The organism is Microbulbifer variabilis (assembly GCF_052468405.1).
On record NZ_CP174343.1, the window covers coordinates 2336890 to 2362137 of the forward strand.

Here is a 25248-nt window from a genome sequence, read left to right on the forward strand (position 1 = left end):
TTTGCTGCCTGGGGCGGGCCGCTCACTGACCCACCCAACGAAACTGCCGTTTAGACAGTTACTGGTTTTGCTACTACTTGCTTTGTTCTTTCGCCCAGCTGTCGCGCAGGCCAATGGTGCGGTTAAATACCGGTGCTTCCGCACTGCCATATTTGCTGTCGCGACAGAAATAGCCGTTGCGCTCGAACTGGTAGCCCTGCTCCGGCTCCGCCTTGGCCAGGCCGATCTCTGCCTTACAGCCTTTTAGGATTTGCAGGTTGTCCGGGTTTACGCAGTCGAGGAAATTCTTACCGCCGGCATCCGGCGATGCATCATTGAACAGGCGATCGTAGAGACGCACTTCGCAATCGACATTGTTATCGGCAGATACCCAGTGAATAACGCCCTTTGGCTTAACACCGTCGGCCGGGTCTTTACCCAAGGTATCGAGATCAACTGAGCAGATCACCTCAACAATTTTACCGGCATCATTCTTCACGACTTCTTCGGCAAAGATCACATAGGCGTTACGCAAACGTACCTTTTTGCCCAACACCAGGCGCTTGTACTTCTTGTTGGCCTCTTCGCGGAAGTCGTCTTTCTCGATATAGAGGGTGCGCCCAAACGGAAGCTCACGAGCCGGCAGGTCATCGCGTACCGGGTGGCCGGGTGCTGACAGCATCTCTTCCTGGCCTTCTGGGTAATTCTTCAGAGTGATCTTCAGTGGTTCCATCACACACATAGCGCGGGGGGCATTTTTGTCCAGGTCGTCGCGAATGCTGTATTCCAACATGCTCACATCTACGACGGAATCAGAGCGGGTTACGCCGATCATCTCGCAGAAATTACGGATTGAAGCTGGCGTAAAGCCGCGACGGCGCATACCGGAAAGTGTCGGCATACGGGGATCATCCCAGCCGTCTACATGCCCTTCGTCTACCAGCTGCTTGAGTTTGCGCTTGGATACCACCGTGTAGTTGAGGTGCAGGCGTGCAAATTCATATTGGCGCGGGCGTGAAGGCACCGGCAGATTCTCGATCAACCAGTCGTATAGCGGCTTGTGATCTTCAAACTCCAGGGTACAGATAGAGTGACTGATGCCCTCAATCGCATCACATTGGCCGTGGGCAAAATCGTAGCTGGGATAAATGCACCACTTGTCACCGGTCTGGTGGTGGGCCATTTTCTTTATACGATAAATGATCGGGTCGCGCAGATTAATATTGGGCGCTGCCATATCGATCTTGGCGCGCAGGCTGCACTGGCCCTCTTCCATTTCACCATTGCGCATCTTTTCAAACAGCGCCAAATTATCTTCCACAGAGCGATCGCGGTAGGGACTATTTTTACCCGGCTCCTTGAGCGTGCCACGGTAGTGGCGAGCCTCTTCAGCAGACAAGTCACAGACATAGGCCTTGCCTTCTTTAATCAGGTGTAGGGCCCATTCATATAATTGGTCAAAATTATCCGAAGAGTATTTAGCTTTACCGTTCCATTCGAAGCCCAGCCAGGAAACATCGCGCTTGATTGCGTCGACAAACTCTTCCTCTTCCTTGGCAGGGTTAGTGTCGTCAAAGCGTAGATTACAGGTACCGCCAAACTCCTGTGCCAGACCAAAATTCAAACAAATAGATTTGGCGTGGCCAATGTGCAGATAGCCGTTCGGCTCAGGTGGAAAGCGGGTTGCCACTTGAGTCACCCGACCCTCGGCCAGGTCTTCGCGGATAAGGTTCTGTAAAAAGTGAGCGGGCTTGCTCTCGGATGTCATAGGTTTCTCGTTACAGCTGTGCGAATGTAAACGGCCGATTATAGCCTAGTTGGGCCACAGAATATCGAATTTGAAAAGGCTGCTACCAATCAATTGGTTGGCGGCGTTCACTTTTTAGGCAATCGGCACCGATCTGCTATCGCAGCATTTTACAGCTACGGACTACAAGGTATCATGCCGCCCCAAATCAACCCTTATAGGACACTTTATGATCACCCTGCACACTACCCACGGAGATATCTCTATCGAACTGGATTTCGACAAGGCCCCAAAGACTGCTGCCAACTTCCTGCAGTACTGTCGTGATGACTTTTATACTGGGACCATTTTCCACCGGGTGATCGACAACTTCATGATCCAGGGCGGCGGTATGACCCCCGAAATGGAGCAGAAGGAAACCCGCGAGTCCATCGAGAACGAAGCCGACAACGGCCTGAAAAATGATACTGGCACCCTGGCCATGGCACGCACTATGGATCCACATTCCGCCAGCTCACAGTTCTTTATTAATGTTAAAGACAATGATTTCCTGAATTTCCGCAGCAAAGATGCACAGGGCTGGGGCTACTGCGTTTTCGGCAAGGTGACCGATGGTATGGACGTTGTAAACAAGATCAAGAGCGTGAAAACCGGCAGCAAAGGCTTCCATCAGGATGTACCCATGGAAACCATTGAGATCACTGGTGTCAGCATTTCTGACGACTACGCCGGCAAGTAATTTCTCGGGTCCATTCAGACTCTAAGGCGGGGACATTGTCTACTTATTTAATTTCTGATTTGCACCTCGACGAGGGACGCCCAGATATTACCAGGGCTTTCTTTGATTTCCTGCGCGGTCCAGCCGCCGGTGCCGAAGCACTGTATATTCTCGGCGACTTCTTCGAGGCCTGGATTGGCGATGACGACGATGCCCCGCTGATTGATGAGGTTGTCCGGGAACTCAGCCACTACACTGATACCGGTGTAGAATTGTACTTGATGCACGGCAACCGCGATTTCCTGCTAGGTACTGATTTCGCCCAGCGTGTTGGTGCAGTGCTTTTACAAGACCCTACCGCTCTCTCCCTTGCCGGCCACCAGGCTCTACTGATGCATGGCGATAGCCTGTGCACTTTAGACGAGGAATATATGGCGTTTCGCCGCCAGGCCCGCGACAGTAACTGGCAGCAGGCGCTGCTGGCCAAGCCTCTTGAAGAGCGTCGTGCTATTGCCGCACAGATCCGCGCCGCCTCCAAGGCGATGAACAGCCGCAAAGCGGAAGACATCATGGACGTAACTCCTGAGGAGGTGGAAAGGGTAATGCGCGAGCACAATGTGGACACCCTGATCCACGGCCATACTCACAGGCCCGGGCGCCACAGCCTTGACGTTGACGGAACTCCGGCAGAGCGCATCGTACTTGGGGACTGGGACCGCAATGGCTGGTGCTTGAAAGCGGGCAAGGACTCGCTGGAGTTGATCCACTGGCCTATAGGCTGATCAGCACTGCTTGAGGCTATGCTCTTCCCGCACGGCCTCAACCAGCTCCCGCAGGCTCTCCCACAAACGCTTCTCTCCCCCGAAGCGAAATCCCTTGCATCTTAAATAGGCACAATCCAACACTGCCGGCTCCATCCCCTGTGCTGCTGATGGCAGTGGCCCACGCGCGCCCGAAATCGACTGGATAATTTCCGCCACTTCGCGATTGCTTATTATTCGGTCGCTGCAGTTTATCGCATGGCCGCGAGCATCTTTCGCCTCCAGTAATAATTCCACTGCCCTGGCTACGTCTGTGCCGTGCACCTCGGTGGCATTCCTTCCCTGGGAATAGCGCTTCTCTCTGATAATCGCACAAGCAATGTCATACCACTTACTGCGCACTAACGGATTTACCACACCGTAAACACCAGTCAGGCGCAAGGACACCGCGTGCCAATTTCTTTGCCCGGCCCAAGCAGATACCATAGCCTCTACAGCAGACTTATATGCCCCATAGAAAGTTTCCGGCTGGGTTGCACCATCCTCGCATAGGTCGCCACGTAACTGTCCTGTGGCATAGACTGCACGACTGGAAAGAAATATGAATTTTTTTACCCCGGCATCGTGAGCCATCTGCATCAATGCCAGAGTGCGATTCAAATTCAACTCCAGGAAGCCGGTAAGGTTGCCCCCCTCCCCACCACGATATCGCCCCGGCAAATGCTCGAAAGCCCCATGGACCACCGCATCGAGCCCTTCGACAAACCCGGAAAGTACCTGATCGCTCGACATAGTACCGCAGGTCCATTCAAGCCTGCTGTCACCGCCGAAAATCTCAGATTTCCATAAGGAGCGTGACAATCCTCTCACCTGGCACTCTCTCCGCAGGAAATGCCTGACAATAAATTGCCCCACATATCCACTGGCGCCGGTGATACCAATTCTCACGAGATTCCTCCATTAGGCTGAAGCTGTTGCGCACGACTCAATTGATCCAATTGACCGCTGATATCCCGTCCCTCATAAACCGCCCACCACAAATCAATCAGTGGTTTGAGCTGCTTAGCTTTAGGGTGTGCTTGTTGCCAAGGCTTCTCGTACTGGTAGTGAATCACATGGATACTGCTCCACTGCCATAGTTGTGGCAGATTCAGGTACAAATACTGCAGGGCATTGTAGATGTAAGGCAGTCCATGCCACCTGGAAAAGAAAGTCTCAAGAAAGGTTTGATCTGTGCGCCGCCAAAAAACACCGGGGCGATCCAGCTCTGCCAACATTCTCTGATAGGTTGCCTCACTCGGTACGGCAGTGAATGAACCTGAGTTCATTCGGTGGAAGCCATCCAACCCCTCATAGAGGTTGGGGGCCGCGCAAAACTCCGGGAATGTCATCAGGTGGTCGATATTACGCAACAACAAAATATCTGCATCGAGAAAAAAAACTTTTTCGTACTCAGTCAACCCCCACAGTGCCAGCTTGCAGAAATTATTCAAGGGATTATGAAATTCGGGCTTTTTCCCTTTATTAAAAGGAGCGCGCCTATGTAAGGCCTCACGTCCATGCCGAAGGGTAAATTCATCAGAAAGTGAAGGAGGGCGCACCTCCCGTACAATACAGCCCGCCTGCTCAAGAGGACGACTGTCACAACTGCCAGCAACCACCATGCATACCAGGGGATGAATACTGCCAACCCGATCCAGGGAGCGCTTCAAAGCAGTGGCGCCGATTACATAATCTGGACTGTTTACAAGGGTAACAAAGGCACATCGTGACATAGCAACAACTGTCAAAACTTGAGGCAGTACGACTATTACCAGTACAGCTTGGGCACAAGCCAATTAAAGTGGGGGCATCCTATCCCCATCTCCACAGATCACACGGGCATGCCAACGATCCACGAAGCTTTCCATTTGCTCTTGGGTGAAGCAATTAACATTGTAGATAAAACTGGAGCGCAACCGTCCGCCATAGGCAGCCATAGACAGGTATATGCCATAAGGTGTCAGGCGTGTCGGTAGAGGTATTGTACGTATTTTTAAGTCATCGCTGAGATATACCCAGTCTGAATTCTCACCGGTATAAACACCGGTAAAACCCTCCTGATGCTCTTCTGCCTGCAGGAAGGTAATCAGATAGGCACGGGAAGCATTCAAGCTATGACCCAAAGAACCATGGGGACCAATAGAGTCGGCGGCATATACTGTACGAACCGCACGCTTTATTTCCAGGGAAAGCCGACTCAGTTTTTCATTCCAGGATTCATCTCTACGCACTCTCAAGCATGCATAGCGACACATTGGACCGAACACCTCTCTGTGTTCTCTTTTGAGGCGCAGGGATAAGTTCGTATTCATCCAGAAATCAAAATGCAGGAATTCACAAAGTGTCTGCTGGTAAGCGGCACATAAATAAGTAAAAAGGCTGACATTTGCCGAATTCGCCTGCTCCTTAATTCGGACTAAGTCCTCCCCTTCAATCATGTCACACACATCATCACAACTAAGCGAGACAATCTCCTGATGAGATGCCCGCTCAACGGCTTCTTTTTCCTCGCTAACCATATTTAGCCAGTAGTAGCGCGCCTTCTGCCCCCGTTCGGAATCCAGATAGGCCTCCTCAAAATTGATGTAGTCGGCAAAATCCGTATCTTCCACTCTGGGATTAAACCCTTTTCCAGCAGCAAGGCTTAAGTAATTTTTCAGAGACTCTGCCCAAAGAAGCGACAAGCTAATTCCATCCGTAATGATATGGTGGCTTTTGGTCAGGAAAATATATTCGTCTTCACCTGTACGGAACAGACTAAGCCCCAGTAACTGGTCTGCATTGAGATCCATCGGAGAGCTGCTGAATTGGCGTAAAAAACTGGTTATATGTGTTTCGCTCATATGGCGAATGTCTAAATAATCCAGTTCTATGTTTTTAAAGCTGCGAGTGGGGGATGAATCATATCGACAGCGAAAGATAGGGTAGGAATTAGCAACTCCTGGAATTGCCTTCTCGAACAGCTCAATATCGACGTCCCCTTTCACATACATCGCACGTGTAATCAGGTCCGCTAATGATTTGCGATGGTTCAAATCGTAGATGCGCTGCTCAGTTATCGAAAGCGGCACACTGAATGAGGAACTCCAGCCAGCCACGGTACTCTCCTGGCCTGTTCTTGTTTCGGAGCAACCAGCTGGCCCTTGGACCGCAATCCGGACGCCCAGTACATTGATGACCGCTCACAAACATCTACACCTGAGCGATACAAAGCGATGGATCTGTCGTATAAGGCACCGTTGTCAATTGTCACTATGCGAGATTTTCCAATTGACTGCATACTGATACTTCCAGCGAAAGTATGAGTTAAGGATATACAAATCCCGCAAACTTACCGCTTGTATACCCCCGCCAGAAAATCGCACTGGCGGAAAAACAACCCCCCAGACGCATCAGATCTACTTGATTTACAATGCTGGCCCATTGCATGATTCTTGTAGACCTCAAGGTAGGAGTTCGATCCAAGTGATCAACAACCTAAACAAACGTGTATTGATACTTGGCGGCTACGGCAATTTTGGCGAGCGTATTGCGCAAATGCTGAAATCCGAACCCAATATCCAACTGATTATTGCCGGGCGCAACAAGGGATTGGCAGACCGCTGTGCAGAGCAACTTGGCGGTCTTGCCGAGGGATTGCGCCTTGAGCGGGATTCCATCAACCTGGCTGCACAACTGAGGGCATTGCACTTGGATCTGCTGATCCACTGCGCCGGACCATTCCAAAAGGAAGTTGATTATCGGGTTGCCAAAGCCTGCATCGAATCCCACACACCTTATATCGACATCTCCGATGGGCGCCGTTTTGTATGTGACTTTCATCGGCTCTCGCCCGCTGCAGAAGCCGCAGGCATTGCCATGGTTTCCGGTGCCAGCAGCCTACCCGGGCTGAGTTCTGCGGCACTGATGGAAATCGGTCAGGAATTGCCGGTGATCCACTCTCTAGAGATTGCCATTGCACCGGCACATCGAATTGACCGGGGTCTGGCTACGGTATACGCGGGTTTCGAATCCCTGGGGCACAGTTTTCCGCAGCTTCAGGAAGGTCACTGGCGTGAATCCTTTGCCGGGAAGAACCTGCGCCCGATAACCCTGGCGCACCCGGTGGGAAAGCGTTGGCTGTGTGATTTCGATGTGCCCGACTTGGAGCTTTGCCCCAAGCATCTTCCCGGGCTGCGCAGTGCACGTTTTGCAACAGGGCTCCAGCCGCTTACTTTGCAGGTGGGCCTTTCCGCCTGCGCCAGGTTGGCTCGTATTCATCTGCCGGCCACCAGCGCACGCCTGGCTCAATTGGGTCACAAGCTGGCACCCCGTTGGCCCGGCGGCACGCCCCATGGTGGAATGATTGTTCGTGCAAAAGGTGAAAACCAACATGGAGAAACTGCTACGCGACAATGGCAGGTTCTCGGTCTAAATGGTGACGGCCCCTGGATTCCGGCTGCACCGGCAGCAGCATTGGCACGGAAATTCCTCGCAGGCAATGGGCCCTCGCCCGGCGCCCAGGCCTGCTGGCAACTTCTCACCCTTGATGAAATCCTGGTGGAACTGAATGATTATTCCATAGTCACTGCAATGGAAACACATTCCCGGGAACGAATGCCTGCAATTGCCCATTAAAAATATCCCCTCTGGAACTGAGGAACTGCCACTAGACATCGTACTAGGTACATTGACTCCAGAGGCAGCCCTTATAAATTTCTTGAGTACATTAACTACCCATGCAGCAAAAGATAGCGCCATCGCTCAAATAAACTCTCAATTTTCTCGCGGTTAAAGCAATTTACATTGTAAACGAAGTTGGCGCGCAGCATTTCCCCGTAACAGGCAAGAGAAAGATAAATTCCATAGGGCGTAATTCGTGCAGGCAAATTAATAGTACGAATTTTTATGTTTTCATTTAGGCGGACCCACTTAGAAACATCACCAGTATAGATTTCCTGAAAATCTTCTTGATCCCTTGCTACGTTGAAAAAATTGATTAAGTAACAAAAATGAGCCGAGAGGTTATTGCCCACACTACCATGAGGACCAATAGAGTCGGCAACATAAGCCGTCCGTATTGCATGATGGATTTCTCTGGATAGCCGAGCTAACTTCACCTCCCAGGTTTCCTCCCTCCGAACCAGTAGGTTGCCCAACCGAAACATTGGCCCGAGCACTCTCCTATGCTCACGCTTTATCCGCAGGGACAGACTTGTATTAAGCCAGAAATGGTTATCTAGCTTTTCAATCAGGACCTGTTGAAAACTAGAGCACAAATATGCGAAAAGACTAACTCCTGCAGCATCTGCCCGAGCACGAATTTGGGTAAGAAGATGAGCCTTTATATCGCTGCTCAGCACGTCGCAACAAAGAGAAACCATTTTTCCGCTGGACGCCTTCTCTATTGCATCGTTTTCATTTGCTAACTTGTCCCGCCAGCTATGTAGAGCTCTTTCACCGCGCCTGGAGAGAACATATCTATTTTCAAATCTGATATAGTCAGCAAAATTGACGGGGTCGGGTGATGGCTGGTAGCTTTTCCCCTCCTCGAGCTGCCGATACTCAGTCAGTATTTCTGACCAAAGTAATGACAAACTAATACCATCAGCAATAATATGGTGGCATTTTGCCAAAAAAATATATTCGTTCTCTCCTGTACGCAGCAGACTAAGGTTTAATAATTGGTCGGTATCCAATGTCATTGGGGCATTACTGTATTGCCGCAAGAAGCTCTCTCTTTGAGAAATATTCAATTCGCGGATATCAATAGAATCCACTTCAAAATTTTCAAAAAAACGCGTCACAGGCTCTTTGGTATACCTACAAAGAAAAACTGGGTGCCGATTCACGGTTCGCCGAATAGCGTCCTTAAACAACCCGGTATTGATGGGCCCCTCTATGCACATAGCTCGTGCAATCATATCTGCCAAAGCCCTACGGCGATGAAGGTTGTAAATGCTCCTCTCGGTAATCGACAGAGGCACATTTTGATAACTTTCCCAATCCGGCATCTTTTGCTCCATTAAAGGACTCCACCGCACCTCATTTTTGTCTATTTAATCAGAAATATACTGCCAAAATTGGCCACAGCCAGGCTTAGATGTACCCCCTGAAAAAGTACAAGTTGTCCGATCGCTATTCACTAAAAAATTACCGCCAGTGGAAGCTAGCTTTTTATGGATCACGCAGGACACCTATTGTGATAAATCCGCCAAATTGTTTTCACTCTTAAGCCCATCATTAACTTTATACTGGCAACCGCTCTCTTAACTGCCTGTTTAACGTTTGATAGCTCGGGATAGCGGCAAAATACCCCAAGATGATCTAGGTTCAGTATCAGAACTCCCTGTAAAGATACCGAGCCGCACCCCCTATGATCATCATTAGTACTTGGCGTGCTTATGCCAGTAGAAACGGAATTAAGCGCGCAATTATTCCGCTGACGGGCCTGGTGCTCACACCTATTTTTCTGGTGCTCACCTTTTCCAGAAGCGCTTGGTGGTTAATCCCGCTGGCAGCGAGCCTGTTCCTGGTATTTCTGGGTCTTTACGACATATTCCAACGCCAGTGGACCCTTACCCGCAATTTTCCAGTGGCCGCCCGTATTCGCTGGATGTTCATGAACCTCCGTCCCTACTTTCGCGCCTACATAGTGGAGGGCGATGAGGAAGGCAGGCCGTTTAGCTATGAGGCCAGGCGATTAGTAAACGCCCGCGCCGAGGGAACATCTGATATGCACCCCTTCGGCACAGAGCAAGATGTCTATTCCGGCGAGCAGATGTGGCTGACGCACTCTATTACACCAGCAAAAAAAGCGGATATGAGTGTCCGAGTAAAAGTGGGTACTGAGCAGTGCTCTAAGCCCTATTCCGCATCCCTACTCAACATTTCCGCCATGAGCTTCGGAGCCTTATCCGCCGCAGCGATTGAAGCTCTGAACAAAGGCGCTGCAATCGGTGGCTTCTATCACGACACAGGTGAAGGCGGCATAAGTCCTTACCACAGAAAACATGGCGGTGACCTGGTATGGGAGCTGGGTTCCGGCTATTTTGGCGCGCGCAAGGATGATGGCAGTTTCGACCCCGACCTGTTTCGCGAGGCTTGCAATGACCAGGTCAAGATGACCGAAATCAAATTAAGCCAGGGCGCCAAACCCGGCCATGGCGGAGTCCTACCCGGTGCAAAAGTCACCCAGGAAATCGCTACCACCCGCAAGGTAAAGCCAGGGGTCGACTGTGTTTCACCACGCGCACACTCAATGTTTTCCACCCCCATTGAAATGCTGGAATTTGCAGAGCAGATGCGCACCCTCTCTGGTGGCAAGCCAGTGGGCATCAAACTTTGTGTCGGACATATCTATGAAGTCATGGCCATTATGAAAGCCATGCATGAAACAGGAATATTGCTGGACTTTATCGTGGTGGATGGCTCCGAAGGCGGGACCGGAGCAGCCCCACTGGAACTCTCCAACCGAGTGGGCATGCCCCTAATTGAAGGGCTGATCGTAATGCGCAATGCTCTGGTGGGCGCCGGGCTACGCGACAAAATACGTTTGGCTGCCAGCGGCAAAGTCTATTCCGCCTCAGGGCTGGCTGAGTGCTTGGCAGTTGGCGCCGACTGGTGCAATGCAGCACGTCCTTTCATGTTTTCCATCGGTTGTATCCAGTCTCTACGCTGTAACACAGATACCTGCCCCACCGGTGTCACCACCCAGGATCCCAAGCGACAACGCGGACTGGTGGTAGATGTGCAGAGCAAGCGCGCAGCAGCCTTCCAAGCAAAAACCCTGGAAGCTCTCGGGGATATTGTTGCTGCCGCCGGGCTGACAGATCCTCGAGACCTGCAACCCTACCACCTATATCACAATATCAATGCGGTCGAGACCCTGCCCATTCACCACATCTGGCACTTTATCGAGGAAAACTCCCTGATTGATGCACCTGAGGAAACCCCTTACGGGCGCTGGTGGCTAGCCGCCCAAGCGAATTCTTTCCAACCTGCATTTAAGTTGGAGCACGGTCTGGACAGAGGCATCCGGCGTATTTCGGAATAAGCAACTCTATTACCACACCCTTTTTTGTGGAGATTAAAATGAAAACCGTTTCGGAGGTTGTCGTCGACACCCTGGTAAAAGCCGGGGCCAAGCGCTGCTATGGAATCGTCGGCGATACCATCAATCATTTCACTTCAGCCGTACGCACCTCAGATCTCGAATGGATACATGTACGCCACGAGGAGGTCGGTGCCTTCGCCGCCGGAGGTGAGTCTTACCTGAGTGGTGAACTAAGCATTTGTGCAGGCACCGCAGGCCCCGGCAGCCTGCACTTTATTAACGGTATTTTTGAAAGCCACAGAAATGGCGCGCCTGTACTGCTGGTCGCCTCCTGTATCGACCGTGCCGAACAGGGGCTTGGCTTCCCACAAGATGTGGACCAGAGAAAAATCTACGAGCAGTGTTCAGTTTTTTGTGAAGTACTGGCAGACCCAAACCAGGCCCGTCGTATTTTCAGCCAGGCAGCACAGGCCGCCCTCAATCACCGTGGCGTGGCAGTTGTGGTAGTCAGTGGCGATATGTTTAAAACCAAAGTGAAAGATTCGGTCCCTTGGTCTGTCCACCGTCCCCAATGGCTGACGCGCCCCACCGATCAAGAGCTGAATGCCCTGGCAGAGAAAATTAACCAAGCTGGTAATATTGTTATTTATGGTGGCATTGGATGCCGCAACGCCCATGATGCAGTGGTAAATCTCGGTCAACACCTGGCCGCTCCTATAGTACACACCACAAAATCCAAGGAATTCCTGGAACACGATAACCCTTGTAATGTGGGTATGAATGGCATCCTCGGTAATCCCGCAGGCTATCGCGCAATTCAAACCTGTGATTTATTACTTTGCCTCGGGAACGATTTTGCCTACACCCAGTTTTACCCAGAGAAAGCCACCATTATCCAAGTGGATATCGAGCCAGCTCATCTCGGCCGACGCACTCCGGTTGATATGGGGCTGGTTGGCGACGTAAATACAACCATTGAAGCTCTGTTGCCAAAATTAAAAGCGCGTAAGCAAAGTAAATTCCTTGATGACCTACGTGCGCGCTACCAAAAAGACCTTGAGCAAATGCAAGAGCGCGGTCATGAACCTGACCCCAAACTGATCCACCCCCAGTTTGTAGCGCAGACACTCGATAAGCTGGCTGACGAGGACACCGTATTTACCGCAGATGGTGGCTCTCCCATGGTATGGCTGCTGCGCCAGCTGCGCGCTAACGGAAAGCGGTCATTCCTAACCAGCCTATCCCACGGCACCATGGCCAATGCATACCCACAGGGACTGGGCATGGCTAAAGCCTATCCCGGGCGCCAGGTAATCGCCATGTGTGGTGACGGCGGTATGACCATGTTGATGGGAGACCTGCTAACCCTGGTCCAGGAAAAGATACCGCTCAAGCTTCTGGTATTTAATAACCACTCGCTGGGCTTTGTAGAAATGGAGCAGCGAATCGAAGGGATACTGGACAGTTTCACCGGTCTGAAAAATCCCGACTTCGGTCGTATGGCAGAAGTGATTGGCCTTACAGGAGAAAAAGTCGAAGAGGCGGGAGAACTTGAGGGCGCTATGAAGCGCTGGCTGGCAGTAGAGGGCCCTGCGCTGCTCGACGTAACCGTAAACCGGCTGGAATTGGTGATGCCGCCAGAAGTCACTGCCCAGCAGGTATCCTCAACTGCCCTGTTTGGGCTTAAGGCCATTCTCAATGGACGCGCCGATGAAGTGGTCGACTTGTTAAAAGATAACTTCCTGAAGTAGGCCGGCGTTATCACACAACTCTATCTGTGGGAGAAAATTATATTTTTCACCCTCCGCCGTTTTGGGTAGGCGCCTAAGGGACAGGAAGTGATGCACAAACTTGGAGAAAAGGTCCCCAACTCTCTGCTGGCACTTCTCGCCAGTGGAGAAATTGCCAGCAACAGCGCTCCTGGGCGCGCAGCGGCACGTCTTGAGGAGGAGCTGGCTCTTCGTCGCATTGACTTAATCACCACTGTCTCCAGTGACGATGCCAGCGCCATGCTGCGAGCCAATCCCGCAATCCAGTGTCTGCTATTGAACTGGGAACTTCCTGGTGACGGCGACTACCCCGCCCTGCACGTGTTGGAGCAGTTGCGTGCGCGCAATCTGCAATTGCCTGTCTTTTTACTCGCCGACCGCGAGACAGTTGGCAATATGCCGCGCCGCGCACTGGAACTGGCCAACGATTTCATCTGGATGCTGGAGGACACTCCCACCTTTATCAGCGGGCGTATCCAAGGGGCCATAGAGCGCTATCGCCAGGCGGTATTGCCGCCCATGTTTTCTGCCCTCACTCATTTTGCCCGCGTGCATGAATATTCCTGGCATACACCGGGGCATACCGGCGGCACCGCTTTTTTAAAATCCCCCGCCGGCCGTGCTTTTTACGATTTCTTCGGCGAAAATATGCTGCGCTCCGACCTGTCTATCTCGGTAACCGAGTTAGGATCACTGCTTGATCACACAGGGCCTATCGCTGCAGGGGAACACTACGCAGCGCAGGTTTTTGGTGCAGACCGCACCTACTATGTCACCAACGGTTCCTCCACTTCCAACCGGGTGATAGTGATGGCTTCCGTTACCCGCGGGCAATTGGCGCTGTGCGATCGCAATTGCCACAAATCGGTAGAACATGCGATCACCATGTCTGGCGCCGTACCGGCCTACCTGGTGCCACTGCGCAATCATTACGGCCTGATTGGTCCAATACCGCCTGAGCAACTGACCAAGGGAGCGGTAGACCAGGCCATCCAAGAGAACCCACTCTCCAAAATGGCGGATGGCCAGCGGGCAGTGCATGCGGTGATTACCAATTCCACTTATGACGGCCTCTGCTATAACGTGCGTAGGGTGGAAGAACTGCTGGGGGAATCGGTAGACCGCCTGCATTTTGATGAGGCCTGGTACGCATATGCGCGGTTCAATCCTATATACCGGAATCGATTCGCCATGTACGACAGCGACGACCCAGAGCCCAACCTGAAACCCACCAAATTCGCCACCCAGTCCACGCACAAATTACTCGCCGCGCTTTCCCAGGCTTCCATGATACATATTCGCGATGGGCGCAGTCCCATCGAGCACGGACGCTTTAACGAGGCATTTATGCTGCACGCCTCTACATCTCCGCTCTATTCCATCATGGCCTCCAACGACGTCAGTGCCGCCATGATGGATGGTCCTGGCGGCACCGCCTTAACTGGTGAATCCATTGCCGAAGCCGTGGCCTTTCGCCAGGTACTGGCACGTCTAAAAAGGGAGTATGAGGACAAAGGCGAGTGGTTTTTTGATGGCTGGCAACCGGATCGGGTAACCGATCCCAGTAGCGGACACAATTATGCATTTCACGCAGCTCCCGCTGAATTGCTGTGTAAGGAAGCAGCTTGCTGGCTGCTAGATCCCGGTGAGTCCTGGCACGGGTTCGGCAACCTGGAAAAAAACTATTGCATGCTAGACCCCATCAAAGTCTCTATCACCACCCCCGGCATGCAGCGCAATGGAGAGCTGGATAAATGGGGCATACCAGCCAGTATCATTAGTAAATATCTTGATAATCTTGGAATAATCGTCGAGAAAACTACAGACTTCACCATTCTGTTTTTGTTTTCCATTGGCATCACCAAAGGCAAGTGGGGCACTTTAGTTAACGCCCTACTCGCATTTAAGCGGGATTACGACGCCAATCACCCCATCAGCCAATGCTTGCCAAATCTACTTAAAAAGCATCCAACCTATGGCGATATTGGCCTGCGCGACCTGGCCGACAAAATGTTCGCCGGCATGAAAAAGCTGCGTAGCACCGCAACAATGTCAGCAGGTTTTTCCGCCCTACCCGGTGCAGACTGCAGCCCCGTTCAGGCTTACGAGGCTTTGGTACGTGGGGATGTGGAGATGCTGCCACTGAACCAGCTGGCTGGGCGCACTGCGGCAACCGGTGTAACCCCCTACCCTCCCGGCATTCCGCTACTGATGCCGGGTGAGAACTTTGGCACTGCAGATAGCCCCGCTCTGAAATATTTGCAGGTACTGGAGTCCTTCGATCGCGAATTTCCCGGTTTTAGCCATGACAATCACGGCGTGGAAGTTCGCAATGGGCGCTATCATATCTATGCCCTGAGGCCGGAGGTGCAGCCATAGCCCAGCTCCCCAGCGAAGTAAGTAAGATCAGCCTGCTACCAGCCACCCTCATGGTGGCAGGCAATATGATGGGCTCCGGGGTTTTTATGCTACCTGCCAATTTGGCCGTAGTGGGCAGCATATCCCTGATAGGCTGGCTGGTAACTGTTGTCGGCGCTGTAGCCCTGGCATTGGTTTTTGCACGCCTCGCCGCCTTAGATCCAGCCGCTGGTGGCCCGTATGCATATGCACGCAAAGCCTTCGGTGACTATATCGGTTACCAGACCAACCTGGTTTACTGGTTGGCCAACGTAATTGGCAATGTCGCCCTGATTACTGCTGGGTTAGGTTACATCACGCACTTCTTTCCCCCACTCAAAGATCCTCTTACGTTCGCCCTGGCCCAAGTAGCACTAATCTGGCTACTTACCTATGCCAATATCCTGGGGCCACGCACTGTAGGACGCATCCAATCCCTGACCACTAGCCTGGTACTAATCCCTATCCTGGGCACGGCCATATTTGGCTGGTTCTGGTTCGATAGCCAGACTTTTAGTTCAAGCTGGAACGTATCCGGCAAAAGTGATATCAGCGCAGTAATGACTACCCTCACCTTTACCCTATGGGCCTTTATCGGTGTTGAAACAGCTTCTGTATCTGCTGCTGTTGTTAAAAATCCTACTCGAAATGTACCTATCGCAACCGTAGGTGGCGTTCTGATTGCATCAGTGGCTTATGTGCTGAGTTCATCGGTCATTATGGGAATGGTCCCCAATAAAGAACTGCTGACTTCCTCAGCCCCATTTGCCGACGCTGCCCGTCTGGCACTCGGTAACACCGCCGCGAATATAGTTGCGATATGTGCAGCCATCGGCTGTATCGGTTCTCTTGGCGGTTGGATTCTACTTGTGGGGCAGTCTGCTAAAGCCGCATCCGACGATGGGCTGTTTGCCAGTATTTTTGCCAGAACCAACAATAAGGGAGTGCCCTCCGCGGGCCTTACTCTTGTCGCAATACTGATGTCACTACTGGTACTCGCTACTATTTCCCCCAGCGCCAGCCAGCAGTTTGGCAAGATCGCTTCGGTAGCGGTAATAATGACGCTATTGCCCTATATCTATTCTGCAGTGGCACTCAAGATACTCGCATACGGAAAAATGCCACATCATGAATACAGTATTTTCACCGTTATTTTGCTTATAGCTGCAGTTTATTGCCTGATCGCACTGGTTGGATCAAACGCACAACAAACACGCTGGTCTTTAATTTTTGTCATCACCACCGTCATTTTTTATGCACTGATATTAAATCGTCGCCGCAGCGTGGAAGAAAAGCATTTGCTGCCTGGCGGTCCCGAACCCGCCTGGGTACATTACTTCACTTTGACTGTCACCATCGGTGCACTATGTATTTTCTTCTGGATATCGGTCGGGCAATATAAAAATTTGGATCTGCGCCTGCGGGCACCACAACCCATCGAGCGAATGATTCATTCAGACCATAAAACAAGCGAAAGTACTTAGATCAGTAAAAAACCCGTTGAATTATGTCTGCTGTCTTATCAGCTAACCCAGGTGATATAGACTCCCTGTTACCGGCAATGTTAAGAACTTTCGGCCTCACAGAATTTATAAAATCGCGGATTTCTACAATGCAATTTCGCCATGGATTCACCAAAATACAGGGCTTACCCAATTTCTGGCAGTAATATAGAGTAAGGGCAGTTCCATCACTACTAGGCATTGTCGCAAGGATCAGAGTTGCATCAGAGTTTTTAACATTTTCCTCGGTGCGCTCCTCATAGTTTGCCGAATGACTTTCTACCAACCCATAAGATTTCAACATCTCTGGCCTGGCACCTTCCTCAGTCAAATAACCCAGTGGTGCGCAGCCTCCAGTAGGAATCCCTACACGTTTGGCGCCTATCAACCCACCAACATCTGCTCCGGTTTGCCCCCCACTGATAATTTTCTTTGGCCAAAACATAAATTTATCCTCCTCTCATATTCAGGAGCCAACAAATAACCACCGACATTTATAGCCATCTAATCGGTTACAAGTAAGGCGCAGCTTCGTATGAAATCCACCCCCAAAAGGAGTAAGAAATCACTTTCGGAGGGCTAATTCATACGCTAAGTATTACTCTACCGTTACTCGCTGCCATCGCTACTCGACATAGCTACTCATTGGAGATGACCGTCATTGAGTTTTCAAATTCAATTGCTTCCAGTAAATTCACATTCTTCGTATTTACAAAAACTATATATGTAGGAGTAGATGGACCAGACGTGTAACGATATAGAATAGTACCTTTCGGGAAAGATCCGACAGCTTCAGGTGTTTCTTACAGCCTCAGTGACTCTGTGAGCTTCATGGGATCATTTTGAAGCTCATGCCCTTCCATAACACGCCTAAAACAAAACCAATCGCAATAAACACTACTACAAACAGTAAACGAAATATCACTCTGCCTCCCTATAAGCATAACCCTGTCACCAGGGTGCGACTTGATTTTCATACAACTTGCAGGAAACTAAATACGCGACGAATGCTAAAAGCATAGGAAAAAATAGTTCAATCACATGATTGTGCCTGGCATCAGGCGGGCGACAGTGACACCCCACCTAGCCCGATCATGTACGTCGCTCAAAATATACCCAGAGATAGAGAAAACCTACCATTTTACCAATGGGAAAATTAAGCAGGCAAAAAACAGATTTCTACCTGGCTATATTTGTATACAAGCAGTTTTTAAAGATAGATCGGGCCCCATTCAGGGTTATTAACAATCACAACCTTTATTGGCGGTTTCCGCATAGGTGAAATATAGCAGTATTAGATTGTCCTACAGGCTATAAAAAAGCTTGTGATAATGCTTATGTAAGAGACTTAATCTCATCACCTAGAATCCATAATAGAAAAGGTGAACCGCTAAATAACCCCGCCAAGCAGATCTGAAAAACCACAAAGATATTGTGAAACTATTCAGAAGTTACTAATTTCAGATCTACCTCCCCGTTGAAATCTTTATCGGCACCCCCTACGTTAGGCGAGCATTACGCTAGGCAAACTCATGAACTACTATCTGATACTAAAAACTCTGCATATCCTCTGTGCGATTATCATCCTGGGTACTGGTACCGGCATTGCCTGGTATACCTTTCGCGGCTGGCTATCCGGAGACTCACAGGTCCTCCGCTGGGTAAGCCGGGAAACTGTAGCCGCCGACTGGATATTTACCGGTAGTGCTGTACTGGGACTATTGGGCAGCGCTATTGGTATGCTGACAATCCATCCAGTCTGGATGCAGCAAGCTTGGTTGCAAGTTGCTACGGGGCTCACTGCAGTTATGTTCCTGCTGTGGTTACCAGTGGTGTACTTGCAGTATCAGTTACGCGCTCATACAGACAGTGGGTCATGCAAGAGGAAAACCGGTAAAATTATGCGCATCTGGTGTTTGCTTGGGGCTACCGCATTTCCAATAACGGTAGCTATTGTCTACCTGATGGTGGCCAAGCCCGCGTTGTAATCTACTGCGCCCAAATCATAATCAAGTGGCACCCAATCACCAGCCAGGTCACCCTGCTGCGGGTGTGAAAATACTGTTCGCGCCCGGGTAGATTTGGATTCAGCCGCGCCTCCATCCAGGCAACAAAAGCAAAGCCGATAGCCAGAACAGGAAGCCCCCAAGAAGTTTGGTATAGCAACATCCCTACCCACCCAAATAGAGCTACCAGGTTGCTGAGTAACACCAGGGCAATTCGGTGAGGATGGCCAGGGCGATTCAGTGCTCCTCCCCACCAAATACCGCAGAGGAAGCTGAGAATAACCACGCTATATGCGGAAAAAAACAGGCGCCCATCAATACCCAGCAGTGAAATTTCCAGCAACTGCAGCAATATGCCTATGACAAAGGGAGCAAGCCCCAAATATGCCAGGGCATCAAACAGGCGGGTATCCACTACAGGTTGTTGATAGCCATGACTATCCATGTTGTCTAAGCTTCCTGTTCAGTCCGGCAAGAAATCTCCAATTAGAACAACTAGTTTAGTGGCACGAGATCAAGCTTATGGAAGAAGAACACAAAGTCGACGTCAAACAGGCACTGCGGGTCTTCGATCGGGCCACCAAAGAAGGGCAAAAGGAGGCCGATGGCTGGCATTTCCAAGGGCTGACGATGAGCACCGACTTTGACGGTTATACGGTTTTTATCAGTTCACCCAAGGTAAAACTAACCGTCTTTTTCCATAACAAATATTCGGTAGACTATGAAAACAGCAGAGATCTTGGGGAGTTTCTTAAATTAATCGCCAGCCTCGACAATAACTGAGGGTCAGTGCTCCGGCACTCCGCTGTGAAAGCGGAATTCACCATCGCTACTTTGGACCAGATCCCTCTCCACTTCCAACAGGGCCTGCACCCGGTGCTCGATATCTTCACCCGCGGCCTTCTTGGCAAGGTGCAGATAGTCACGGAAATGGCGGGCCTCAGACTTCAACAGAGACAGATAAAACTTCTGTAGCTCTTCATCCAGGAAAGGGGCAATCTTGGCAAAGCGCTCGCAGGAGCGCGCCTCAATAATCGCACCACAAATCAAAGTATCGACCAAACGATCCGGCTCAGTAGTGCGCACTTCCGCGCGCAGACTCGCCGCATAGCGGGAAGCGCTTACATGGGGATAGGCAATGCCACGCTTTTCCATGATGGCCAGCACCTGCTCGAAATGGCGCAACTCTTCGCGAGCCAAGCGCGACATTTTGTTCAGCAACTCAAAGTCATTCAGGTAGCGGAACATCAAGTTGAGCGCAGTGCCCGCCGCTTTCTTTTCACAGTTCGCGTGGTCAACCAACATCATTTCAGGCTCGGCCAGCGCCGCTTCAATCCAGGCATCCGGGGTTGAGCACAGCAGGAATTCATAGATAGCGGAAAGGTCGGGGACTTGGGCACTCATAAGATAGATATTTCAACTGGAGTAAATCACTTGGCGCGGGATTATAGCGGCCTGCTCAAAGAAACGCAGGCTTATCCGCTAAGTCACCTTTGACTCCCCCTACTATTGACCACAACCGACACCGACAGAAGGTACAAATTGGTACCCAGCTCAGGATATTCAGATTGATAACGGTTTATTAAGTGAATTAATATAGATTTTCAAAAACCCTCCAAAACAATGTCAATGAAAGATCACCGCGAATTGGCCCGCACAATCGCCCCTTTACTGGAGCAGCTCCACAGTAGCGCAGGGCAACTGCGCGAATCTCTGGAGCAACTGCAAAGTGCGGGCAAGCCCTGGCAGCATTACTTATTGCAACCTCAGTTCGCACAGGAGACAGCCCTGGCTCTAGGGCAAAGTTTCGAACGGCCATTTTCACTGGCTGGTGCTCTCTATACCCAGCTGGACTATGCAGAGCCAGTGGATTCTGGCAGCGATGCCCGCGCAACCCTGCAGCTTCCCGGACTTCTCGCAGTACCCCAAAAGACATTGAGGCTGGCACAGCAGCTTAATACCCATAAAGAGAGCTTTAGTGCGGCTATTGCCGATTTCCGGGCGGTACTTGGGGAGCGACCAGTGGCAGAGAGAGATCGCACGGTGCGGGAGGTACTGGCAGATGCCGGTTTCCCCCGCGCCCACCTGCGCCAGTGCTATCGGCTGGTACTGCTTTGCGCCAGGCGGCCCGATGCCATCACCCTTTCCTGGATAAAGGCACGCAAATCGATTCGCAAGGTGAGTGTAAAGTGGTGTGAAAAGAAACTGGTACAGCTGGACCCGCTAGGGTCTGATCCCGGTATTCAATACCAGCGGCAGCTACTCGCTGGCCTGCACAAGAGCCAACAGGATGATTTGCGCCAGGTACAAGTGCAGAGCCGCCCCAACCTTCAGGTGGCAGAGATTTTTTATAGCCATGAACCTGGAGAAGAAGATGAATACCATCAGGTTGGTTATTCATCCATGCCGATCCTGGTGGAGGGAAATGAGGCCGGACAGCTGCCAGAGTTTACCCGGGTAGATCACCAGCCCAGCCTGAGTCGGCGCCGCCAAAGGCGCGATCTGGCGCTCTCTACCGAGGCATTCCTTCCCGCACTGCGGGTATTCTTGCGGGAGCAAAGGTAAAATCCTGGGAGGCCGCTTTTTCATTTTTAGAAACTATAACAACCCAATAGAAAACCCAGCTCTCAGTTTCGCTACAAGTTCTACTTGAACAGGCCGTGTATTTTCGAGAAGTACTGCCACCCCACCACGCAATATCAGCCCTTGATGACGCCGGGAGCAACAAAACGCTGGTAGTAGGCAACTGATAAAGCGTAAAAATCCTCATCAATACGCTGGCGCACCTCTACCAGGGGCACGCCACGTGCCTGGGGCGTTGGGCTCAGGCCGTATTCTCGTAAATCATTAATTTGGCTGGCGCCCGCACGCAACAATTCGAACACCCAGCAATAAGGGCTCTGGCTGTCATCAAATCGGATTTGTTGATGATACAGCTGCGCCACAAAGCGCTTTTCATCAACAATCTCTAACTGGCTGCGCACCGCATTCACCAAATAGCCCTCACGCCGCTCAGCAATAATACGGCGCTGCTCCTCGGTATAGGCATTCCAGTCGATCACTTCGTGGGCAAATCGCTTACAGCCTCGGCAAACATCGTCGCCTATTCCCGTTGAGCAAACCCCAATGCAGGGTGTGCGGACTTTTTTGTACATCGATTAACCAGTTGCAGCCATCCAGGCCCCCATGGCCTGGATCAATATTGCGCGTAGACTATTTTGTTTCGACCGGCAAGAAAAGTGTTAAGACGATTACTACCATACCTACTAAAATTCACTCCATTAATAGTCGTAATTCACTTAAATTATTGATTTTTCGATAAACTTAACAGCAGTAAGGCTTTCCTGTAGTATTCGCCACCCGCCTTCAGCGGCCTCGAAAAAAAAATCCCAGCAGCCTGTGATGCATAGACTGGGAATTACACCCGCTGATGGTGCCACCCCACACACCGAGAGGGACTTATCCGTGCTTGAAGCCTATCGTAAACACGTCGCAGAACGCGCCGAACAGGGCATTCCACCGAAGCCGCTCGACGCCGAGCAAGTAGCTGGCCTGGTTGAGTTGCTGAAAAATCCGCCAAAAGGCGAAGAACAAGAATTAGTTGAGCTGCTCACTCACCGCGTACCGCCAGGTGTTGACGAAGCAGCTTATGTTAAAGCCGGTTTCCTGTCCGCCATCATTAAGGGTGAAGCGGAAACCCCACTGATCGACCGCAAGCAGGCTGTAGAGCTGCTGGGCCAGATGCTGGGCGGCTATAACATCCACACCTTGGTTGAAATGCTCGACGACAAAGAGCTGGCTGAGCTGGCTGCAGAGCAGCTGAAAGGCACCCTGCTGATGTTCGACGCCTTCCACGACGTGGAAGAAAAAGCCAAAGCCGGCAACGAACACGCCAAAGCAGTACTGCAGTCCTGGGCCGATGCCGAGTGGTTCACCAAACGCAACAAAGTGCCTGAGAGCATCAAAGTTGCTGTATTCAAGGTAACCGGCGAAACCAACACCGACGATCTGTCCCCGGCACCCGATGCCTGGTCCCGTCCAGACATCCCCCTACACGCGCTGGCCATGTACAAAATGAAGCGCGATGGCCTGGAGCCGGAAGAAGCTGGCGTTACCGGCCCGCTGAAGCAAATTGAAGAAGTTAAAGCCAAGGGCCTGCCCGTTGCTTTCGTTGGCGACGTAGTGGGTACCGGCTCTTCCCGTAAGTCCGCCACCAACTCCGTACTCTGGTACTTCGGTGAAGAAATGCCGGGCGTACCCAACAAGAAGGGTGGCGGTATTTGTATCGGCGGTAAAGTTGCCCCGATCTTCTACAACACCATGGAAGATGCCGGCGCGCTGGTATTCGAAGCTCCCGTTGACGAACTGGGCATGGGCGACGTTATCGAGATCCGCCCTTACGACGGCAAGATCCTGGCGGAAGACGGCAAAGTACTGTCTGAATTCCAGCTGAAGTCCGATGTACTGCTGGACGAAGTTCAGGCTGGTGGCCGTATCAACCTGATTATCGGTCGCGGCCTGACCGGCAAAGCCCGTGAAGCCCTGGGCCTGGCGCCTTCCGAGCTGTTCCGCAAGCCTGAACAGCCCGCCGACACCGGCAAGGGTTACACTCTGGCACAGAAGATGGTTGGTAAAGCCTGTGGCGTTGAAGGTATCCGTCCGGGCACCTACTGCGAGCCGAAAATGACCACTGTGGGCTCCCAGGACACCACTGGCCCCATGACCCGTGACGAACTCAAAGACCTGGCCTGCCTCGGCTTCTCCGCCGACCTGGTGATGCAGTCCTTCTGTCACACTGCGGCCTACCCCAAGCCCGTCGATATCGACACCCAGCACACCCTGCCGGACTTCATCATGAACCGCGGTGGTGTTTCCCTGCGCCCGGCTGACGGCATCATCCACAGCTGGCTGAACCGCATGCTGCTGCCGGACACCGTAGGTACCGGCGGTGACTCCCACACCCGATTCCCCATGGGTATCTCCTTCCCGGCAGGTTCCGGTCTGGTAGCTTTCGCTGCCGCAACCGGTGTTATGCCACTGGATATGCCCGAGTCCGTACTCGTGCGCTTCAAGGGCGAAATGCAACCTGGCATTACCCTGCGTGACCTGGTACACGCCATTCCTCTGTACGCCATCAAGCAGGGCCTGCTGACCGTAGAGAAGAAAGGTAAGAAGAATATCTTCTCCGGCCGCATCCTCGAGATCGAAGGCTTGGAAAACCTGACGGTAGAGCAGGCTTTCGAACTGTCTGATGCCTCCGCCGAGCGCTCCGCAGCTGGCTGCACCATCAAGCTGTCTGAAGAGACCATGTCTGAGTACCTGCGCTCCAATATCACTCTGTTGCGCTGGATGATCGCTGAAGGTTACGGCTCCAAGCGCACCCTGGAGCGCCGTGCGCGCGCCATGGAAGAGTGGCTCGCCAACCCGAAACTGATGGAAGCGGACGCCGACGCGGAGTACCTGGAAGTCATCGAAATCGATCTGGCCGAAATCAAAGAGCCGATCGTTTGCGCCCCGAACGACCCAGACGACGCTCGCCTGCTGTCCGACGTTGCCGGTGATAAAGTAGATGAAGTCTTTATCGGCTCCTGTATGACCAACATCGGCCACTTCCGCGCTGCCGGTAAGCTGCTGCAGGAACACAAAGGTGGCATTTCCACCCGTATGTGGATCGCTCCGCCCACCAAAATGGACGAGCATCAGCTGATGGAAGAGGGTTACTACAACATCTATGGTGCATCCGGTGCCCGCACCGAAATGCCCGGGTGTTCCCTGTGCATGGGTAACCAGGCACGTGTGGCCCCTGGCAGCACAGTGCTGTCCACCTCCACCCGCAACTTCCCCAACCGCCTGGGCGATGGTGCTAACGTGTACCTGACCTCCGCCGAGCTGGCTTCTGTGGGCGCCATTCTGGGTAAACTGCCGACTCCGGCTGAGTATCAGGAATACGCGAAGAATCTGGATTCCATGTCCGGCGAAATCTACCGCTACCTGAACTTCGACCAGATTGAAGACTTCCAGAAGTCTGCCGAAGAAGGCAAGCGCATTGCCGCTACTGAGATCCAGGACGTTGCTGTTTAAGCAGTAGCTCTGCCTTATGGAAAAGCCCTGTCATTTTTGGCGGGGCTTTTTTGTTTGTGCCTACAGTACTAACAATCAGTAGCCAACAATGAGAGGGTGCTATTCAGGCAGCCACTGCTTATTCCCACTACGCCCTGCCACAGGCTATCTCTCTGCTTCCAATAACTGACAGGTCACCTCGGCTACAGAGGTCCACCTCAATATTCAGCAA

At 51.7% G+C, this 25248-nt stretch carries 20 protein-coding genes; 11 read left to right on the forward strand and 9 right to left on the reverse strand.

The genetic code is table 11. From position 1 onward, the window contains the following. Window positions 1-73: 73 nt before the first annotated feature. The gene (locus tag ACJJJB_RS10810; RefSeq protein ID WP_445366225.1) at window positions 74-1747 is read right to left on the reverse strand and encodes a glutamine--tRNA ligase/YqeY domain fusion protein; all 1674 of its coding nucleotides are present in this window, start codon (window positions 1745-1747) and stop codon (window positions 74-76) included. A gap of 208 nt (window positions 1748-1955) precedes the next feature. On the opposite strand from ACJJJB_RS10810, the gene ACJJJB_RS10815 reads away from it, so the two are divergent. Together ACJJJB_RS10815 and ACJJJB_RS10820 are read left to right on the forward strand one after the other, a co-directional pair. After that, window positions 1956-2465 (forward strand): peptidylprolyl isomerase, encoded by a 510-nt coding sequence (locus ACJJJB_RS10815; RefSeq protein ID WP_282953141.1) that lies wholly within the window; start codon window positions 1956-1958, stop codon window positions 2463-2465. Between the two features lie 35 nt (window positions 2466-2500). Further along, window positions 2501-3226: a UDP-2,3-diacylglucosamine diphosphatase gene (locus ACJJJB_RS10820; RefSeq protein WP_282953140.1), complete on the forward strand. Its 726-nt coding sequence runs from the start codon at window positions 2501-2503 to the stop codon at window positions 3224-3226. On the opposite strand, the gene ACJJJB_RS10825 is transcribed toward ACJJJB_RS10820, so the two are convergent. Genes ACJJJB_RS10825 through ACJJJB_RS10835 form a run of 3 tightly spaced genes read right to left on the reverse strand, consistent with a single transcriptional unit; the run spans window position 3227 to window position 6345 of the window. Further along, the gene (locus ACJJJB_RS10825; RefSeq protein ID WP_445366226.1) at window positions 3227-4153 is read right to left on the reverse strand and encodes an NAD-dependent epimerase/dehydratase family protein; all 927 of its coding nucleotides are present in this window, start codon (window positions 4151-4153) and stop codon (window positions 3227-3229) included. It abuts the gene before it with no gap. Beyond that, complete coding sequence (locus tag ACJJJB_RS10830; RefSeq protein WP_020413176.1) at window positions 4150-5043, reverse strand: glycosyltransferase; 894 nt, start codon at window positions 5041-5043, stop codon at window positions 4150-4152. The genes ACJJJB_RS10825 and ACJJJB_RS10830 overlap by 4 nt, the downstream gene beginning before the upstream one ends. Further along, complete coding sequence (locus tag ACJJJB_RS10835) at window positions 5044-6345, reverse strand: condensation domain-containing protein (protein WP_445366227.1); 1302 nt, start codon at window positions 6343-6345, stop codon at window positions 5044-5046. It abuts the gene before it with no gap. 367 nt (window positions 6346-6712) lie between these two features. Here ACJJJB_RS10835 and ACJJJB_RS10840 point away from each other — a divergent pair, with 367 nt between their 5' ends. Beyond that, window positions 6713-7864, forward strand: coding sequence for a saccharopine dehydrogenase family protein (locus tag ACJJJB_RS10840; protein WP_444946539.1), 1152 nt, complete (start codon window positions 6713-6715; stop codon window positions 7862-7864). A 95-nt stretch (window positions 7865-7959) separates the two neighbouring features. Here ACJJJB_RS10840 and ACJJJB_RS10845 read toward each other — a convergent pair whose 3' ends face one another. Next, the gene (locus ACJJJB_RS10845; RefSeq protein ID WP_444946538.1) at window positions 7960-9252 is read right to left on the reverse strand and encodes a condensation domain-containing protein; all 1293 of its coding nucleotides are present in this window, start codon (window positions 9250-9252) and stop codon (window positions 7960-7962) included. Window positions 9253-9602: 350 nt separating this feature from the next. On the opposite strand from ACJJJB_RS10845, the gene ACJJJB_RS10850 reads away from it, so the two are divergent. The 4 genes from ACJJJB_RS10850 to adiC all read left to right on the forward strand — a co-directional run bounded on the left by ACJJJB_RS10850 (window position 9603) and on the right by adiC (window position 16932). Continuing rightward, entirely contained in the window at window positions 9603-11282 is a 1680-nt protein-coding gene (locus ACJJJB_RS10850) for an FMN-binding glutamate synthase family protein (protein WP_020413180.1), read from the forward strand. Between the two features lie 38 nt (window positions 11283-11320). Further along, window positions 11321-13033 (forward strand): ubiquinone-dependent pyruvate dehydrogenase, encoded by a 1713-nt coding sequence (locus ACJJJB_RS10855; RefSeq protein WP_020413181.1) that lies wholly within the window; start codon window positions 11321-11323, stop codon window positions 13031-13033. Window positions 13034-13123: 90 nt separating this feature from the next. After that, window positions 13124-15430 (forward strand): Orn/Lys/Arg family decarboxylase, encoded by a 2307-nt coding sequence (locus tag ACJJJB_RS10860; RefSeq protein WP_020413182.1) that lies wholly within the window; start codon window positions 13124-13126, stop codon window positions 15428-15430. Further along, the gene (adiC, locus tag ACJJJB_RS10865; protein ID WP_445366281.1) at window positions 15427-16932 is read left to right on the forward strand and encodes an arginine/agmatine antiporter; all 1506 of its coding nucleotides are present in this window, start codon (window positions 15427-15429) and stop codon (window positions 16930-16932) included. The genes ACJJJB_RS10860 and adiC overlap by 4 nt, the downstream gene beginning before the upstream one ends. Window position 16933: 1 nt before the next feature. Here adiC and ACJJJB_RS10870 read toward each other — a convergent pair whose 3' ends face one another. Further along, window positions 16934-17395, reverse strand: a complete 462-nt coding sequence (locus ACJJJB_RS10870) for a YpsA SLOG family protein (protein ID WP_353376735.1) — start codon at window positions 17393-17395, stop codon at window positions 16934-16936. Between the two features lie 1087 nt (window positions 17396-18482). Between ACJJJB_RS10870 and ACJJJB_RS10875 the strand changes: the two genes are divergently transcribed. Next, complete coding sequence (locus ACJJJB_RS10875) at window positions 18483-18938, forward strand: DUF2269 family protein (RefSeq protein WP_353376734.1); 456 nt, start codon at window positions 18483-18485, stop codon at window positions 18936-18938. 1 nt (window position 18939) lies between these two features. Here ACJJJB_RS10875 and ACJJJB_RS10880 read toward each other — a convergent pair whose 3' ends face one another. Next, window positions 18940-19401 (reverse strand): DUF3429 domain-containing protein, encoded by a 462-nt coding sequence (locus ACJJJB_RS10880; protein ID WP_445366228.1) that lies wholly within the window; start codon window positions 19399-19401, stop codon window positions 18940-18942. Window positions 19402-19478: 77 nt separating this feature from the next. On the opposite strand from ACJJJB_RS10880, the gene ACJJJB_RS10885 reads away from it, so the two are divergent. Beyond that, window positions 19479-19739, forward strand: a complete 261-nt coding sequence (locus ACJJJB_RS10885) for a DUF3081 family protein (protein ID WP_445366229.1) — start codon at window positions 19479-19481, stop codon at window positions 19737-19739. Between the two features lie 3 nt (window positions 19740-19742). Here the strand turns inward: ACJJJB_RS10885 and ACJJJB_RS10890 are convergent, their stop codons facing one another. Continuing rightward, window positions 19743-20360: a MiaE family protein gene (locus ACJJJB_RS10890; protein ID WP_445366230.1), complete on the reverse strand. Its 618-nt coding sequence runs from the start codon at window positions 20358-20360 to the stop codon at window positions 19743-19745. 225 nt (window positions 20361-20585) lie between these two features. On the opposite strand from ACJJJB_RS10890, the gene ACJJJB_RS10895 reads away from it, so the two are divergent. Then, window positions 20586-21521, forward strand: a complete 936-nt coding sequence (locus ACJJJB_RS10895; protein WP_445366231.1) for a hypothetical protein — start codon at window positions 20586-20588, stop codon at window positions 21519-21521. A 134-nt stretch (window positions 21522-21655) separates the two neighbouring features. On the opposite strand, the gene ACJJJB_RS10900 is transcribed toward ACJJJB_RS10895, so the two are convergent. After that, on the reverse strand, window positions 21656-22111 hold the full coding sequence (locus tag ACJJJB_RS10900; RefSeq protein ID WP_282953125.1) for a DUF1289 domain-containing protein: 456 nt from the start codon (window positions 22109-22111) through the stop codon (window positions 21656-21658). Between the two features lie 310 nt (window positions 22112-22421). On the opposite strand from ACJJJB_RS10900, the gene acnB reads away from it, so the two are divergent. After that, on the forward strand, window positions 22422-25037 hold the full coding sequence (acnB, locus tag ACJJJB_RS10905) for a bifunctional aconitate hydratase 2/2-methylisocitrate dehydratase (protein ID WP_026305073.1): 2616 nt from the start codon (window positions 22422-22424) through the stop codon (window positions 25035-25037). The last annotated feature ends 211 nt before the right edge of the window (window positions 25038-25248 follow it).

What these genes read in the sequence shown, in the direction of transcription:
- ACJJJB_RS10875 (WP_353376734.1), top strand. Translation starts at nt 18,483, where the DNA reads ATGAACTACTATCTGATACTAAAAACTCTGCATATCCTCTGTGCGATT.
- ACJJJB_RS10850 (WP_020413180.1), top strand. Translation starts at nt 9,603, where the DNA reads ATGATCATCATTAGTACTTGGCGTGCTTATGCCAGTAGAAACGGAATT.
- ACJJJB_RS10890 (WP_445366230.1), bottom strand. Translation starts at nt 20,360, where the DNA reads ATGAGTGCCCAAGTCCCCGACCTTTCCGCTATCTATGAATTCCTGCTG.
- ACJJJB_RS10860 (WP_020413182.1), top strand. Translation starts at nt 13,124, where the DNA reads ATGCACAAACTTGGAGAAAAGGTCCCCAACTCTCTGCTGGCACTTCTC.
- ACJJJB_RS10895 (WP_445366231.1), top strand. Translation starts at nt 20,586, where the DNA reads ATGAAAGATCACCGCGAATTGGCCCGCACAATCGCCCCTTTACTGGAG.
- ACJJJB_RS10870 (WP_353376735.1), bottom strand. Translation starts at nt 17,395, where the DNA reads ATGTTTTGGCCAAAGAAAATTATCAGTGGGGGGCAAACCGGAGCAGAT.
- ACJJJB_RS10880 (WP_445366228.1), bottom strand. Translation starts at nt 19,401, where the DNA reads ATGGATAGTCATGGCTATCAACAACCTGTAGTGGATACCCGCCTGTTT.
- ACJJJB_RS10900 (WP_282953125.1), bottom strand. Translation starts at nt 22,111, where the DNA reads ATGTACAAAAAAGTCCGCACACCCTGCATTGGGGTTTGCTCAACGGGA.
- ACJJJB_RS10845 (WP_444946538.1), bottom strand. Translation starts at nt 9,252, where the DNA reads ATGGAGCAAAAGATGCCGGATTGGGAAAGTTATCAAAATGTGCCTCTG.
- ACJJJB_RS10815 (WP_282953141.1), top strand. Translation starts at nt 1,956, where the DNA reads ATGATCACCCTGCACACTACCCACGGAGATATCTCTATCGAACTGGAT.
- ACJJJB_RS10810 (WP_445366225.1), bottom strand. Translation starts at nt 1,747, where the DNA reads ATGACATCCGAGAGCAAGCCCGCTCACTTTTTACAGAACCTTATCCGC.
- ACJJJB_RS10885 (WP_445366229.1), top strand. Translation starts at nt 19,479, where the DNA reads ATGGAAGAAGAACACAAAGTCGACGTCAAACAGGCACTGCGGGTCTTC.
- ACJJJB_RS10855 (WP_020413181.1), top strand. Translation starts at nt 11,321, where the DNA reads ATGAAAACCGTTTCGGAGGTTGTCGTCGACACCCTGGTAAAAGCCGGG.